General features: G+C 65.4%; 10 protein-coding genes. 7 read left to right on the top strand and 3 right to left on the bottom strand.

Features of this window, described 5'->3' with window-relative positions:
* The first annotated feature begins 62 nt into the window (after positions 1-62).
* The gene (locus AC066Y_RS19040; RefSeq protein WP_478275220.1) at positions 63-2,354 is read left to right on the top strand and encodes an FdhF/YdeP family oxidoreductase; all 2,292 of its coding nucleotides are present in this window, start codon (positions 63-65) and stop codon (positions 2,352-2,354) included.
* Between the two features lie 93 nt (positions 2,355-2,447).
* Here AC066Y_RS19040 and AC066Y_RS19035 read toward each other — a convergent pair whose 3' ends face one another.
* Positions 2,448-3,710, bottom strand: a complete 1,263-nt coding sequence (locus tag AC066Y_RS19035; RefSeq protein ID WP_478275219.1) for an MFS transporter — start codon at positions 3,708-3,710, stop codon at positions 2,448-2,450.
* A gap of 306 nt (positions 3,711-4,016) precedes the next feature.
* Here AC066Y_RS19035 and AC066Y_RS19030 point away from each other — a divergent pair, with 306 nt between their 5' ends.
* The 4 genes from AC066Y_RS19030 (at position 4,017) to AC066Y_RS19015 (ending at position 8,257) form a co-directional block, all read left to right on the top strand.
* A complete protein-coding gene (locus AC066Y_RS19030; protein ID WP_478275218.1) occupies positions 4,017-4,184 on the top strand; it encodes a hypothetical protein in 168 nt (55 codons plus the stop codon).
* A 963-nt stretch (positions 4,185-5,147) separates the two neighbouring features.
* A complete protein-coding gene (locus AC066Y_RS19025; RefSeq protein ID WP_478275217.1) occupies positions 5,148-6,344 on the top strand; it encodes an acetyl-CoA C-acyltransferase in 1,197 nt (398 codons plus the stop codon).
* A gap of 120 nt (positions 6,345-6,464) precedes the next feature.
* Positions 6,465-7,769 (top strand): MFS transporter, encoded by a 1,305-nt coding sequence (locus tag AC066Y_RS19020; protein WP_478275216.1) that lies wholly within the window; start codon positions 6,465-6,467, stop codon positions 7,767-7,769.
* 110 nt (positions 7,770-7,879) lie between these two features.
* Positions 7,880-8,257, top strand: a complete 378-nt coding sequence (locus AC066Y_RS19015; RefSeq protein WP_478275215.1) for a DUF3734 domain-containing protein — start codon at positions 7,880-7,882, stop codon at positions 8,255-8,257.
* 129 nt (positions 8,258-8,386) lie between these two features.
* Here AC066Y_RS19015 and AC066Y_RS19010 read toward each other — a convergent pair whose 3' ends face one another.
* Together AC066Y_RS19010 and AC066Y_RS19005 are read right to left on the bottom strand one after the other, a co-directional pair.
* Complete coding sequence (locus AC066Y_RS19010) at positions 8,387-9,946, bottom strand: acyl-CoA carboxylase subunit beta (RefSeq protein WP_478275214.1); 1,560 nt, start codon at positions 9,944-9,946, stop codon at positions 8,387-8,389.
* Positions 9,876-10,850 (bottom strand): IclR family transcriptional regulator, encoded by a 975-nt coding sequence (locus tag AC066Y_RS19005; RefSeq protein WP_478275213.1) that lies wholly within the window; start codon positions 10,848-10,850, stop codon positions 9,876-9,878. The genes AC066Y_RS19010 and AC066Y_RS19005 overlap by 71 nt, the downstream gene beginning before the upstream one ends.
* 130 nt (positions 10,851-10,980) lie before the next feature.
* Here AC066Y_RS19005 and AC066Y_RS19000 point away from each other — a divergent pair, with 130 nt between their 5' ends.
* Together AC066Y_RS19000 and glsA are read left to right on the top strand one after the other, a co-directional pair.
* Positions 10,981-11,202 (top strand): acyl-CoA carboxylase biotin carboxyl carrier protein subunit, encoded by a 222-nt coding sequence (locus AC066Y_RS19000; protein WP_478275212.1) that lies wholly within the window; start codon positions 10,981-10,983, stop codon positions 11,200-11,202.
* A 286-nt stretch (positions 11,203-11,488) separates the two neighbouring features.
* Positions 11,489-13,348 (top strand): glutaminase A, encoded by a 1,860-nt coding sequence (gene glsA / locus AC066Y_RS18995; RefSeq protein ID WP_478275211.1) that lies wholly within the window; start codon positions 11,489-11,491, stop codon positions 13,346-13,348.
* Positions 13,349-13,364 lie beyond the last annotated feature (16 nt).

Below are 13,364 nucleotides of genomic sequence, written 5' to 3'. Positions count from 1 at the left end.
CAACAACAATCACTTTCGGGACAGACGCACGGGGTCACAACTCAAGAGCTGCAGGAGGACATATGGTCCAAAAGCGCAACGTTCCCGGTATCCGACCCTATGATGCTCCGGCTGGCGGCTGGGGCGCCCTCAAGGCCACTGCGATCGCAGTGCGCGACCAGATGGATCTGGTCGAGGCACCGATCACGCTGCTCCGCACCAACAAGCCCGACGGATTCGATTGTCCGGGCTGCGCCTGGCCGGACAAGGAGCACACTTCCACCTTCCAGTTCTGCGAGAACGGCGCCAAGGCCGTGACCTGGGAGGCGACCAGCAAGCGCGTGACGCCTCAATTTTTCGCCGACCATACCGTCACCGAGCTGCTGACCTGGAGCGACTTCCATCTCGAGAACGAGGGCCGGCTGACCGAGCCCCTCGCCTATGACGCCGCCAGCGACACCTACCAGCCGATCGCCTGGGACGACGCCTTCGCGCGGATCGGCGAGAGCCTGCGCAGCCTGCCCGATCCCAACATGGCCGAATTCTACACCTCCGGCCGCGCCTCGAACGAGGCCGCGTTCCTGTTCCAGATCTTCGCGCGCGAATATGGCAGCAACAATTTCCCCGACTGCTCGAACATGTGCCACGAGGCGACCAGCGTCGGGCTGCCGCAATCGATCGGCATCGGCAAGGGCACGGTGTCGCTGGACGATTTCGACCATTGCGAGCTGATCATCGCGATGGGCCACAACCCCGGCACCAACCATCCGCGCATGATGGGCACGCTGTGGGAGGTCTCGCGCCGCGGGGTGCCGATCATCGTGTTCAATCCGTTGCGCGAACGCGCGCTGGAGCGCTTTGCCGATCCGCAAGACCCGATCGAGATGGCGACCCTTGGCTCGACGCGGATCGCCTCGACCTACTACCAGCCCAAGGTCGGCGCCGACGCCGCGGTGCTGAAAGGCGTCATGAAGGCGCTGATCGAGAAAGATGACGCGACGCACGACGTGCTCGACCACGCCTTCATCACCGAGCACACCAACGGCTTTGCGGCGTTCGCCGCCGACCTGCGTGCCACGGCGTGGGAGGCGATCGAGACCGTCTCCGGTTTCACGCGCGCACAGCTCGGCGAGGTCGCCGCCGCCTATGCGAAATCCAATGCCACCATCGTCACCTACGGCATGGGCATCACCCAGCACAGCCGCGGCACCGATAATGTCCAGCAGATCGCAAACCTGCTGCTGTTGAAGGGCAATTACGGCAAGCCGGGCGCCGGCATCTGCCCGCTGCGCGGCCACTCCAACGTGCAGGGCAACCGCACCGTCGGCATCACCGAGAAACCCAACATCCCGATGTTCGAGGGCATCGAGCGCACCTTCGGCTTCAAGCCGCCGCGCCATCACGGCCATGACGCGGTCGCCGCGATGGAGGCGATCGACGACGGCCGGTCCAAGGTCCTGATCTGTCTCGGCGGCAATTTCGCCATCGCGCTGCCCGATCCCGAGCGTTGCGCGGCCGGCATGCGCAAGCTCGAGCTTGCCGTGCATCTCGGCACCAAGCTCAACCGCTCACATCTCCTGGTCGGCAAGCAGTCGATCATCCTGCCGGTGCTTGGGCGCACCGAGCGCGACATCCAGGCCTCCGGGCCGCAGGTCGTCACCGTCGAGGACTCGATGTCGATGGTTCACGCCTCGCGCGGCAAGCTGACCCCGGCCTCCGAAAACCTGCTTTCGGAATCGGCGATCATTGCGGGCATGGCGATGGCGACCCTGCCTTCGAGCAAGGTGCCGTGGCTGGAGCTAATCGCCGACTACGACCGCATCCGCGACGCCATCGAGGGCGTCTTCCCCGACTTCAAGGATTACAACGCGCGGATCCGGATTCCCGGCGGCTTCCGCCTGCCGCTGCCGCCGACCGAGCGCAAATGGACCACGCCATCGGGCAAGGCCGAATTCCTGATCTTCGACGGCCTCGAAGAGGATCCGGTCTTGTCGGACGAGACCATCCTCAAGCTCGCCACCATCCGCAGCCACGATCAGTACAATACCACCATCTACGGATTGAACGACCGCTATCGCGGCGTGTTCGGGCGGCGCGACGTGCTGTTCGCGAACGAGGCGGACCTCACCGCGCGCGGCCTCGCCCATGGCGATCTCGTCGAGATCGAGACCGCGCTGCCCTCGGGCGCGCCGCGCCGCCTCACCCTGACCGCGATCGTCTACGACATCGCCCGCGGCTCGGTCGCCGCCTACTATCCGGAAGCCAATGGCCTCGTGCCGCTCGACTATCAGGACAAGGAGAGCGGCACGCCGTCGTACAAGTCGGTGCCGGTGCACATCCGTCGCGCGAGCCAGGCCGCGCAGCGGCCTTCGTAGCCCGCATGATCGCAACGACATGCGAGACCATTCGCCCCGGATATCGCTGCGTTCATCCGGGCTTCCCAGCGAAATCGGGGCTGTGCGTACTCCTCACCTTGCATTGGCCGGCGCATGCACCGGCCACAGATCGGCGCGCCAGTGCAGCGCGATCGCGAGCATCGCGACGAAGCCTGCCGCCGCAAGCAGCGTGCCGGTCGCGGTGTAGCCGATCAGGTCGATCAGGCTGCCGGCCGCGAGCAGGCCGAGTGGCAGGCCGTAGATCACCATCATGCGCACGCCCATCACGCGGCCGCGCAGATGAGCGCTGGCATTGCGCATCAGCATCACGGCGGCGGAGATCATCGACATGCTCTGCGCGATCCCGGCCAGCAGCAAGCAGGCCATCGCCACCGGCATGGTCCTGAGCTCGACGAACACCAGGAGCATCGCGTACCAGGCGAGCGTCGCGCCGATCAAGAGCCGCGCGATGCGCACGCCGCCGGCCATGCTGAGCGTGATCGAGCCGATCAGCGAGCCCACCGCAAAACTCGCAGAGAGATAGCCGAGCCCGGTCTGGTCGGTATGGAAGATGTCGCGCGCGACGTAAGGCAGCAGGCCGTTGGTGAGCGGAAACGCGGTGAGGTTGGCCAGGAACGCGACGCAGAGCGCGGCGCGCATGCCCGTGCCGCTCCAGGCATAGACGATGCCCTCCTTGAGGTCGCGCAGTAGCTTTGAGCCCGGCACATCGCCCGCCGCGAGATCGGCTGCGCCGTGCGCTTGCGCCGGACGGCCCATGCAGAGCATCAGGATCGCGGCAACGAAATAGAAGCTCGCGATCCCGACATAGACATAGCCGATGCCGAGCGCCGCGAACAATCCCGCGCCGGTCAGTGCACCGGCGATGCGTGCCGAGTCCTGCGTCGTGCGCGCCAGGCTGATGGCGCCGACCAGCTGCGCCGGCGGCATGATGTCGGCGAGCAGCGCGCCGCGGACGCCGAGGTCCGACGGGCGGATCACGCCCATCAGCGCGACGATGATCATGACCTTCAGCGGCGCCAGATGGCCGGATAGCGCCAGAATCATGATGGTCCCGGCGAGCGCGGTATAGGCAAAGCGCATCACGGCGAGCAGATCGCGATGCCCCATGCGGTCGCCGATCATGCCGACCACAGGCGCGACCAGCGTGCCGACATATTGCAGCGAGGCCATCACGGTCAGCAGCAGCACCGAGCCGGTCTCGACCATGATGTACCAGCCGAGCACCAGCGTCTCGACCTCGAACGCCCAGGAGGTGAGCAGATCGGATGGCCATTGAAAGCGATAGCTGCGGATGCGAAATGGCGCGAGCGCGGAAGTCCGCGTGGTCCCGCTCAAGACGCGATGACGCGTGTCACGGCGTGTCCTGCCCTTTTTCTTGGTTTTTCTGGGTCTTGATTCTGGGTCTTGCTTCCGGATCTTGATCGCGGTCGTTGATTCTCTCTGGAAAACGCCTGTTTCCGCGAGCGTAGCGCCGAGCCTGCCGGTGTCAATCGAAGCCGCCGCATGCGGCCATGCGCGACGGCATCAGCGGCAGCGTGTTGCACTGCCCGCCTGGTTTCGGCCGGGAGCACGCTGCGGATCGGCCGCCCCTCCGCCCGGCGATTGTGCTAGCATGCCTGCTCCGAGACCGCGGAGGACGCCATGAACGCCTTCGAAGTTTTCGCAATCTACGTGACACCCTTTGTGATCATCGGGATCGCAATCAAGCTGCTGATGAAGCGCTACGCCGTCGACCTGCCCGACGTGCAGAAGCAGGCAGGCGCCGCACCGAAGCGACGGTTCTTGCTCGGCGCGTGGCGGTCGGAATAGGCCACATCGTGGGCAAGCCCGGACGCGCCGGCCCCCGCGGAGAAATTCTCAATCACTGAGTTGCCCACCGGCGCAAGCCCGCGCCGCAAAAATATTTCGCTTTATCCGAAAATCAACTCGGTGTATGGTTTGCCCGTCTCACCCGATCGAGGGGCGCTTCGCGGTCGTCACGAACGCGGCGTGGGATGCGGTGGACGCTGAGCGTGCGACTGACGAAGGCACGCGAAGCGGACGGTGAAGTCGTGTGGTCCTGACGCCCTAGCGGCCGGTGTCTCCTCGCAAGATGCAAAACGCGTGTTACGAAGACGGTGACAAGCAAGCCCAGTCTCGCCGGGGAGAGCACGAAGTAAGCCGTAACCCATCGCGCAGGGAAAGCCGGAGTCTCCGGTTACACCTGTGGTCCTACCCCCGAGCTTTCTACCTTTTGCTCGGGGCCCGTGGGTGCGATCGGCACCCGGCTTTCCCTGCGCCCTCTGTCCTCAGAGCGGCGGAATGACAAGCAAAGCTCGGACAAATCATGTCGCGAGAATGCGAAGTTGCGTCCTCATCTTCAACTGTCATCGCCCGGCTCGACCGGGCGATCCAGTACGCCGCGGCCTCTCGGCTCACGCACAGACGCCTCTGGACTACTGGATCACCGGCATGCGCGGGTGATGACACCGCGCTGCTTGATATCTTGACTTGCGCCTCATCCTCATCGTCGTCCTGGCGAAAGCCAGGACCCATTACCCCAAATGGGATTTGCTGCGCGACGCTGGGGCCACAATCCCGTTCGTCATCAAGTGCGGTGGCTATGGGTCCCGGCTTTCGCCGGGACGACGGTGGTGATTGCGGAACTATCCCGGCCCCTCCAACTCATGCGAACACGACATTTTGTCATAGGACGTGGAGTTGCATTTTTTGCATCGCATCATATGATGAGAATAATTCAATCAAATCCCCGGCATTGAAGGGAATCCTGCCATGGCAACCAGCGCCGATCCCGTCGTCATCCTCTCCGCCGCCCGCACCCCGCTCGGCCGCTTCATGGGCGAACTCACGCCGCTCGCGGCCCACAAGCTCGGCGCGCATGTGATCGGCGCGGCGCTGGAGCGCGCCAAGCTCGCGCCCGAGCGGATCGACGAGGTGTTCATGGGTAACGTGCTGCCCGCCGGCCAGGGCCAGGCCCCGGCCCGCCAGGCCGCGCGCGGCGCCGGGCTGCCGGACGCCACCGGCGCCACCACCGTCAACAAGGTCTGCGGCTCCGGCATGAAGGCGACCATGCTGGCCCACGACATCATCAAGGCCGGCTCGGCCGAGATCGTGCTGTCCGGCGGCATGGAGAGCATGAGCAACGCGCCCTATCTGCTGCAGAAGGCCCGCGGCGGCTACCGCGCCGGCCATGACCGCATCATCGACCACATGATGATGGACGGGCTCGAGGACGCCTACGAGACCGGCCGCTCGATGGGCGATTTCGGCGAGGCCACCGCGGAGGCCTATCAGTTCACCCGCGCCGACCAGGACGCTTTCGCGATGGAGACGCTGAGCCGCGCCCGCAAGGCGGTCGAGGGCGGTGCCTTCAAGGCTGAGATCGCACCAATCACGCTTACCGAGAAGGCCGGCCCGCGCGTCATCGCCAATGACGAGCACCCGCTGAAGGTCGATCCGGCAAAGATCCCCGGCCTGAAGCCGGCATTCCGCGCCAATGGCACAATCACGCCGGCCGCCTCCTCGGCCAATGCCGACGGCGCCGCGGCGCTGATCCTGGCGCGGCGCTCGCTCGCCGACCGCGACGGCCTGCCTGTTCTGGCCGAAATCAAGGGCCACGCCACCCACAGCCAGGAGCCGCAATGGTTCACCACCGCGCCGATCCCGGCGATCAGAAAGCTGCTCGACAAGGTCGGCTGGAGCGTCGGCGATGTCGACCTGTTCGAGATCAACGAGGCGTTCGCCGTGGTCGCGATGGCGGCGCAGCGCGATCTCGGCATTCCGCGTGACCGGCTGAACATCAATGGCGGCGCCTGTGCGCTCGGCCATCCGATCGGCGCCACCGGCGCGCGGCTGATCGTGACCTTGCTGCACGCGCTGGAGGCGCAGAACCTGAAGCGCGGCGTTGCCGCTTTGTGCATCGGCGGCGGCGAAGCCACCGCGATCGCGGTCGAGCGGGTCACGCACTAGTTCAAGACGGCTCCACGGCCGAGTCCGAAAACGAGGGAACAATGTCATTTTAGACATGGCTCCCTCGTGCCATATTGCGCATCACGAATAAGATCCTCATCGCTTTTCATCCGGGGCCCAATGATCTCGAACTGGCTTGCTTCCGCCCTCGCCCGCCGCAACATCCATTACGGCTGGGTGATGGTCGCCGTGACCTTCCTGGCCGCGCTGATCTCGGCCGGCACCGTCGGAGCACCCGGCGTCTTCATCGTTCCGCTGCAGAAGGAATTCGGCTGGTCCACCGCGGAAATCTCCTCCGCGCTGTCGATCCGCTTCATCCTGTTCGGGCTGATGGCGCCGTTCGCCGCGGCGCTGATGAACCGCTATGGCCTGCGCAACGTGACGCTGGCGGCGCAATTGATCGTGGTCTTTGGACTGTTGGCCTCGCTCGCCATGACGCAGGTCTGGCAGCTCATCCTGTTGTGGGGCGTCGTGATCGGGATCGGCACCGGCATGACCGCGCTCGTGCTCGGCGCGACGATTGCGACGCGCTGGTTCGTGGCGCGACGCGGCCTCGTGATCGGTATGCTCACTGCGAGCGTCGCGACCGGGCAGCTCGCCTTCCTGCCGCTGCTCGCGACCATCACCGAGCATTACGGCTGGCGTGTCGCGCTTGGCCTCGTCTGCGTCATGCTCGGCGTCGCCGCCTTTGCCGTGCTGATGGTGATGCGCGACCGGCCGAGCGACGTCGGCCTGCGCCCGTTCGGCGACGAGGGCACCGCGCCCCTCCCCGCGCCGCCGCCGGCCAATGCGCCGATCATGGCGGCCGCGCTCGGCACGCTGCGCGATTCCTCGAAGTCGTCGGTGTTCTGGATCCTGTTCGCGACCTTCTTCGTCTGCGGCGCCTCGACCAACGGCCTCGTCCAGGTGCACCTGATCCCGATGTGCCTCGACTACGGCATTCCGCAGGTGCAGGCCGCGAGCCTGCTCGCCGCGATGGGCATCTTCGATTTCTTCGGCACCATCATCTCGGGCTGGCTGTCGGACCGCTTCGACAATCGCCGGCTGCTGTTCTGGTATTACGGCCTGCGCGGGCTGTCGCTGCTGTATCTGCCGTACTCCGACTTCACCTTCTACGGGCTGTCGCTGTTTGCGATGTTCTATGGGCTCGACTGGATCGCGACCGTGCCGCCGACGGTGCGCCTGACCGCGCAGCGCTTCGGCGCCGAGCGCGCCAATCTGGTGTTCGGCTGGATCTTTGCCGGCCACCAGCTCGGCGCCGGCGCCGCCGCGTTCGGCGCCGGGCTGTCGCGCACGCTCTATGCGAGCTATCTGCCGGCCTTCTTCATCGCCGGCGCGCTCTGCGTGATCGCCGCGCTGAGCGTGCTGGCGATCTCGCGGCCGCAGCCCAAGGTCGCGCCGGAGGCGAAACCGGTCGCGGCCTGATCGAGCCTCGCCGCGTGCTACGCCGCGGCGAGACCGGTCGGTGCCGCCGCCTCTGCGACTTCCTTGTTGTAGTCATGCACGACGCGGCCGAACGGCAGCGTCAGGACGTGATGGCCCGCCACAAGGACATCATGTATTCGTCGCGCACCCGCTACAACACCGACGTCTACCGCAAGACCTACAATCTGCGCACCGCCCTGCACAACGCGCTGTCAAAGATTCCCGATGACCATCTGTCGGAAGACGAGCGTCAGCTCAAGAAGGCGAACGCGCGGCTGCCGGGGATCACGCTGCTGCAGCTGATCTATCAGCAGAAGGCCTATGAGGGCGACGCCAAGGACCACGAATTTTCCGGCACCTCGATGCGCGAGCATTGGGCGAGCGGACACGAGGACACCAAGCGCTCGCTGAAGCGGCGCGAATGGATCAAGATGCCCGAGAACGGCATGGGCATCGTGATCCATGACGTGCATCGCGAACCCGAGTAGATGAGGTCGTCATTGCCGGGCTCGACCCGGCAATCCATCCCGCTCCGAATGACTCACTCGTCCGCTGCTGCGGACGATGGATGCGCGGGTCGAGCCCACGCATGACACGTTGGGTTCGCGGCGACGGCCTTACGGCCGCGTCGACATGTTGCTCGGCGGGCCGGCCTTGCGGATCGGCTCGGCGAGACGCGCGAACTCGCAGAGCAGCGAGCGCGTCTTGCGCGGATCGATCACCTCCTCGACCCAGAACTTCTCGGCCGAGCGGAACGGCGAACGCAGCTTGTTGAGACGGTCCTCGATCTCGCGCAGCTTGGCCGCGGGATCGGCGGCCGCGTCGATCTCGGCGCGATAGGCGGCCTCGATGCCGCCCTCGAGCGGCAGCGAGCCCCAATAGGCCGACGGCCAGGCATAGCGCATCGAGAACCGGTTGGCCGGCTGATGCACCACACCGGCGACGCCGAACGCGTTGCGGATGATGATCGTGCACCACGGCACGGTGCTCTGGTTGACCGCCGCCATCGCCCGCACGCCGTGGCGGATGGTCGCCGACTTCTCCGCCTCGAGCCCGATCATGAAGCCCGGACAGTCCATCAGGTAAACCACCGGCAGATGGAAGGTCTCGGCGAAGTCGACCCAGCGGATCACCTTTTGGCAGGCGTCCGCGGTCCAGGAGCCGCCATAGTGGAAGGGATCGCTGGCGAGCAGCAGCACCGCCCTGCCTTCGATCCGCGCCAACCCGGTGATCACAGGCCGGCCGAAATTGCTGGCGACCTCGAAGAACGAGCCCTTGTCGACGACCGCATCGATGATCGGCCGCATCTTGTAGACTTGCTTGCGATTGCGCGGCACGGCCTTCAGCAGCGATTCCTCGGCACGTTCCGGATCGTCGGTGCAGGGAATGGTCGGCGGCAGATCGTAGACCGACGCCGGCAGATAGGACAGGAAGCGTCTGGCGTAGTCGAACGCCTCCTCTTCGGTCTCGACGGCCTGATCGATCGCTCCGGCGCGAGTCTGGATGTCGGCGCCGCCGAGCTCCTGCTTGGTCAGATCCTGACCCAGGCGCTTCACCACCGGCGGACCGGCGACGAACATCGCGGAGCTCTTGGTCATCACCGAGTAATGCGTGGCCGCCAGCCGGGCGGCACCGAGGCCCGCCACCGAGCCGAGCCCGAGCCCGACCACCGGCACGCGTGCCAGATTGGCGGTCGTGTACCAGTACCAGCGCGTGCCGCCGACACCGCCGGGCAGATTGGCCGCACCCCTGGTCTCGATCGTCTTCACCGAGCCGCCACCGCCGGAGCCCTCGATCACCCGAATGATCGGCAGGCGGAAGTCGTGCGCCATCTCCTCCGCCATCAGCGGCTTGGCGGAAATCGATGCATCGGCCGAGCCGCCGCGCACGGTGAAATCGTCGCCGACCACGACCACAGTGCGGCCGTCGACCCGGGCGCGGCCGAACACGCAGTTCGCCGGCGTCAGATGCTTGAGTTCGTTGCTCTCGTCGTATTCGGCGATGCCGGAGATGGCACCGACCTCGTGAAAGCTGTTCTGGTCGACGAGCTTGTCGATGCGCTCACGAACCGTGAGCCGGCCCTGGTCGCGTTGCCGCTTGACCTTGTCAACGCCTCCCATCTCCCGCGCGAACGCTTCGCGCCGGGCGAGGTCGTCGAGTTCCGGCTTCCAGTTCATTCATTGCCTCCGTCTTGATGATTTTGTTGTTGTTATGGGCGGCCACCGGAAGCGACTTGCGTTCGATCCGATTGCTGAAGATGTCGCCGTCGGCGCCTTCGAGCAGGCTGCCGACCGCGGCGGCGAGGTTGACCATCAGCGGCGCGACCTCGCGATGCAGCCGCTGCTCGTCATACATCGCCGAGAGCAGGCCGATCGTGGTGACCACATAGGTCTGGTATTGCGGTGACCACAGCGGCACCGCGACGCCGTTGATGTGCGGGCTCCACAGGCCGCAGGCGACGACGTAGCCGTGCTCCTGCAAATGACGGCGATTGGCCGCGATGCGCGGCGTCAGCATCTTGGCGCTGTCCGGCAATTCGCCTTCCATCTCTGATATCAGCGCATCACCGATCGCAGGATCGAGCGCTGCGGTATAGGCGTGGCCGGCAGCGGTGGTCGCCATCGAGATGCGGCTGCCGGTGGCTTCATGCAGGCCGAGAGCGTTCGCCGCGCGTGCGAACTCCAGATAGACCAGATGAAAACGGTCGGGGATCACGAAGCCCACGGTGCCGGGCAACTGGTCTGCGACATCCTGCAAGCGCAGCCGGATCAGGTTGCGCAGCTGCAGCCCCTTCATCATCGACGTGCTCATCGCGACCGCGCTCGGGCCGATGCGATATTTCTGATCGCGCGGCAGATAGACGAGCTGTCCCATCCGCGTCAGCGTGTGCGTCAAGCGCGACACCGTCGAACGCGGCAGGCCGCAGCGGTTCGAGATTTCGAGATTGCCTAGCCGCGCTTCGTGTCCCTCGAAGCACCGCAACACGTCGAAGGCGCGCGACACCACCTGGATGACATCGCCATCGCCTGTCTCGCTGGCGAGCATTCCCTGCCTGCTTAGCCTCTCCGAGCGCCTTCCCATTTTGTTTGGCTCCGTTCCGTCCCACGGAATAAAATTCCACTTGCAGAAGAAGCTACCTCAGGCAATCTGCCGCCACAACAAAAAGCCGTTCGCCGGATGAAATTTCCGCAAGACGGTATCGGAGAGTGGAATGCCAGAGATCAAGGTTGTGACCGAAGTTGCCGGGCGCGTTTGCGCGCTTCCTGTTGAGGCCGGCAGCAATATCGGCGATGGCGACGAGATCGCGTTCGTCGAAGCGATGAAGATGGAAATACCGGTCACGTCGACGACGGCAGGCAAAATCAAGTCGATTCTGGTCAGGATTGACGAGGTCATTGCCGAAGGTCAGGCCGTCGCGATCGTCGAGACCTGACCGCGGACCGTCCGGCCGCCCCCGCGGACCAAATTCCCACGTGCCTCGTTCTCGGACGGCCACTTCTCTGGAGCAGCGCTGCGTCGGACGGTGCTTTGCTTGCGAAACATTTCCGAGCGAAACGTTTCGCATAACGAAACAAACACCGAGCAATCGCTCGCTTTGTGATCATCGGTTCGGAGACCACAGCGGTCGAATGGCGTCCGATCCGGACCGGTCGCCTCACGCCTGACGTCGGTGCGCGCTCAGTTGCGCGCGTCCTGATTGCGTTGCACAACAGAAGGCGATGAAACGATCGCCTCCTCCCGTCACCGCCACCACCACGGCCTGGTCCAGCTCGAAGCCGCCGCTGCTGCGGTTTCTGCACGCTTGTTACGCAGACTTCCTGCCGGAAGCCGGCGGCGCGGTGGCCGACTACATCCCCGAGCTCGGCAAGGCCGACCCTGCCCATTTTGGCATCAGCCTCGCGACGCTCGACGGCCATGTCTATGAGGTCGGCGACACCAGGGTGCCCTTCACCATCCAGTCGATGTCAAAACCGTTCGTGTTCGCCTTAGCGCTGGACACGCTGGGCGCCGAACGGGTGGAGAGCGTGATCGGCGTCGAGCCGTCCGGCGACCCCTTCAATTCGATCCGGCTCAATGCCCAGAACCACCCGTTCAATGCGATGGTCAATGCCGGCGCGATCGCCTGCTCCGGGCTGCTCCATGCCGACAAGGGCGACGGCGCGTTCGACTATATCCGCCAGGCGCTCGGCCGCTTCGCCGGCCGCGAGCTCGACGTCGACGAGGCGGTCTACGCCTCGGAGAGCGCCACCGGCGACCGCAACCGGGCGATCGGCTATCTCTTGCGCACCAACAGCGTGATCACAGAAAACGTGCCCGCGGTGCTCGACGTCTATTTCCGGCAATGCGCCATCCTCGTCACCGCGCGCGACACCGCCGTGATGGCGGCGACGCTGGCCAACCGCGGCATCAATCCGCTGACCGGCGAGCAGGTGGTGACGCCCTACGCGATCGCGCGCACATTGTCGGTGATGACCTCGTCGGGCATGTACGACTACGCCGGCGAATGGATCTACCGCGTCGGCATCCCCGCCAAGAGCGGCGTCGGCGGCGGCATTTTGGCGGCGCTGCCGGCCCGGCTCGGGCTCGGCAGCTACTCGCCAAAGCTCGACAAGCACGGCAACAGCGTGCGCGGCATCAAGGTCTGCGAGGCGTTGTCGGCGCATTACGACCTGCACATGCTGAACCGCAGCGATGACGCCCGCCACAGCATCATCGCCGACTACAACATCGGCAAGAACCCGTCGCGGCGGGTGCGGCGGCCGCAGGAGCAGGAGATCCTGGCAAGGCACTTCCAGGAGGTGCGCGTGATCGAGCTGGTCGGCACGCTGTCGCTCTCCAATGTCGACTATGTCTCGCGCCGCCTCGCCGGCAGCCCGCGACCGGAATTCGTGATCTTTGACCTGCGCCGCGTCACCGCGACCACCCGCGCGGGTGCCCGGCTGGTGGCGGAAGCCTTCCAGGAACTCGCCGAGCTTGGCGTCACCGTGATCCTCTCCGGCATCAAGCGAACCTCGCGTGAATGGACCACGATCAGCGAGTGGACCAACCGGCTCGGCAACATCAGGGATTTCTATCTGCTCGACACCGCGATCGAATGGGCCGAGGACCAGATCGTCTACCGCTATGGCGGCTCGATCGACTTCCTCGAGACCACAGAGCTGTCCGAGCAGCCGCTGCTCGCGGGATTGAGTGAGGCTGAGATCGCCGATCTCACCACGCTCTGCGCGGTCAGGACCTACCAGCCCAACGAGAAGATCGTTGCCGCGGGCAGTGAGGCGACGTCGCTGTTCTTTTTGCGCAGCGGCGTGGTCCACGTCACCCTGCCCGACGGCATCCGGCTCGCGACGCTGACCGCCGGCATGGCGTTCGGCGAGATGGCGCTATTGGAGCCCAAGCGCTCGGCGGACGTGCTCGCCGACATGTCGGCTACCGCCTACGAGGTGGAGATCAGGGATTTCGAGCGCTTCCGCGAGCAGCACCCACGCGCCGGCGAACGGATCATGCGCAACCTCGCGCAAATCCTCGCCGACCGGCTGATCGTGGCGAATGCGAAGGTCAATCTGCTGACATCGGGGTAGGTGCATAATTCACCCT

The sequence above is a fragment of the Bradyrhizobium sp. USDA3010 genome (assembly GCF_056429065.1).
The sequence above is the reverse complement of the archived record's forward strand: the minus strand, read 5'-3'. Positions and strand labels throughout refer to the sequence as shown.

Excerpts from the sequence above, each read along its gene's own strand:
- glsA (WP_478275211.1), top strand. The coding sequence starts at position 11,489 with ATGAAACGATCGCCTCCTCCCGTCACCGCCACCACCACGGCCTGGTCC.
- AC066Y_RS19010 (WP_478275214.1), bottom strand. The coding sequence starts at position 9,946 with ATGAACTGGAAGCCGGAACTCGACGACCTCGCCCGGCGCGAAGCGTTC.
- AC066Y_RS19020 (WP_478275216.1), top strand. The coding sequence starts at position 6,465 with ATGATCTCGAACTGGCTTGCTTCCGCCCTCGCCCGCCGCAACATCCAT.
- AC066Y_RS19005 (WP_478275213.1), bottom strand. The coding sequence starts at position 10,850 with ATGGGAAGGCGCTCGGAGAGGCTAAGCAGGCAGGGAATGCTCGCCAGC.
- AC066Y_RS19015 (WP_478275215.1), top strand. The coding sequence starts at position 7,880 with ATGGCCCGCCACAAGGACATCATGTATTCGTCGCGCACCCGCTACAAC.
- AC066Y_RS19040 (WP_478275220.1), top strand. The coding sequence starts at position 63 with ATGGTCCAAAAGCGCAACGTTCCCGGTATCCGACCCTATGATGCTCCG.
- AC066Y_RS19030 (WP_478275218.1), top strand. The coding sequence starts at position 4,017 with ATGAACGCCTTCGAAGTTTTCGCAATCTACGTGACACCCTTTGTGATC.
- AC066Y_RS19025 (WP_478275217.1), top strand. The coding sequence starts at position 5,148 with ATGGCAACCAGCGCCGATCCCGTCGTCATCCTCTCCGCCGCCCGCACC.
- AC066Y_RS19000 (WP_478275212.1), top strand. The coding sequence starts at position 10,981 with ATGCCAGAGATCAAGGTTGTGACCGAAGTTGCCGGGCGCGTTTGCGCG.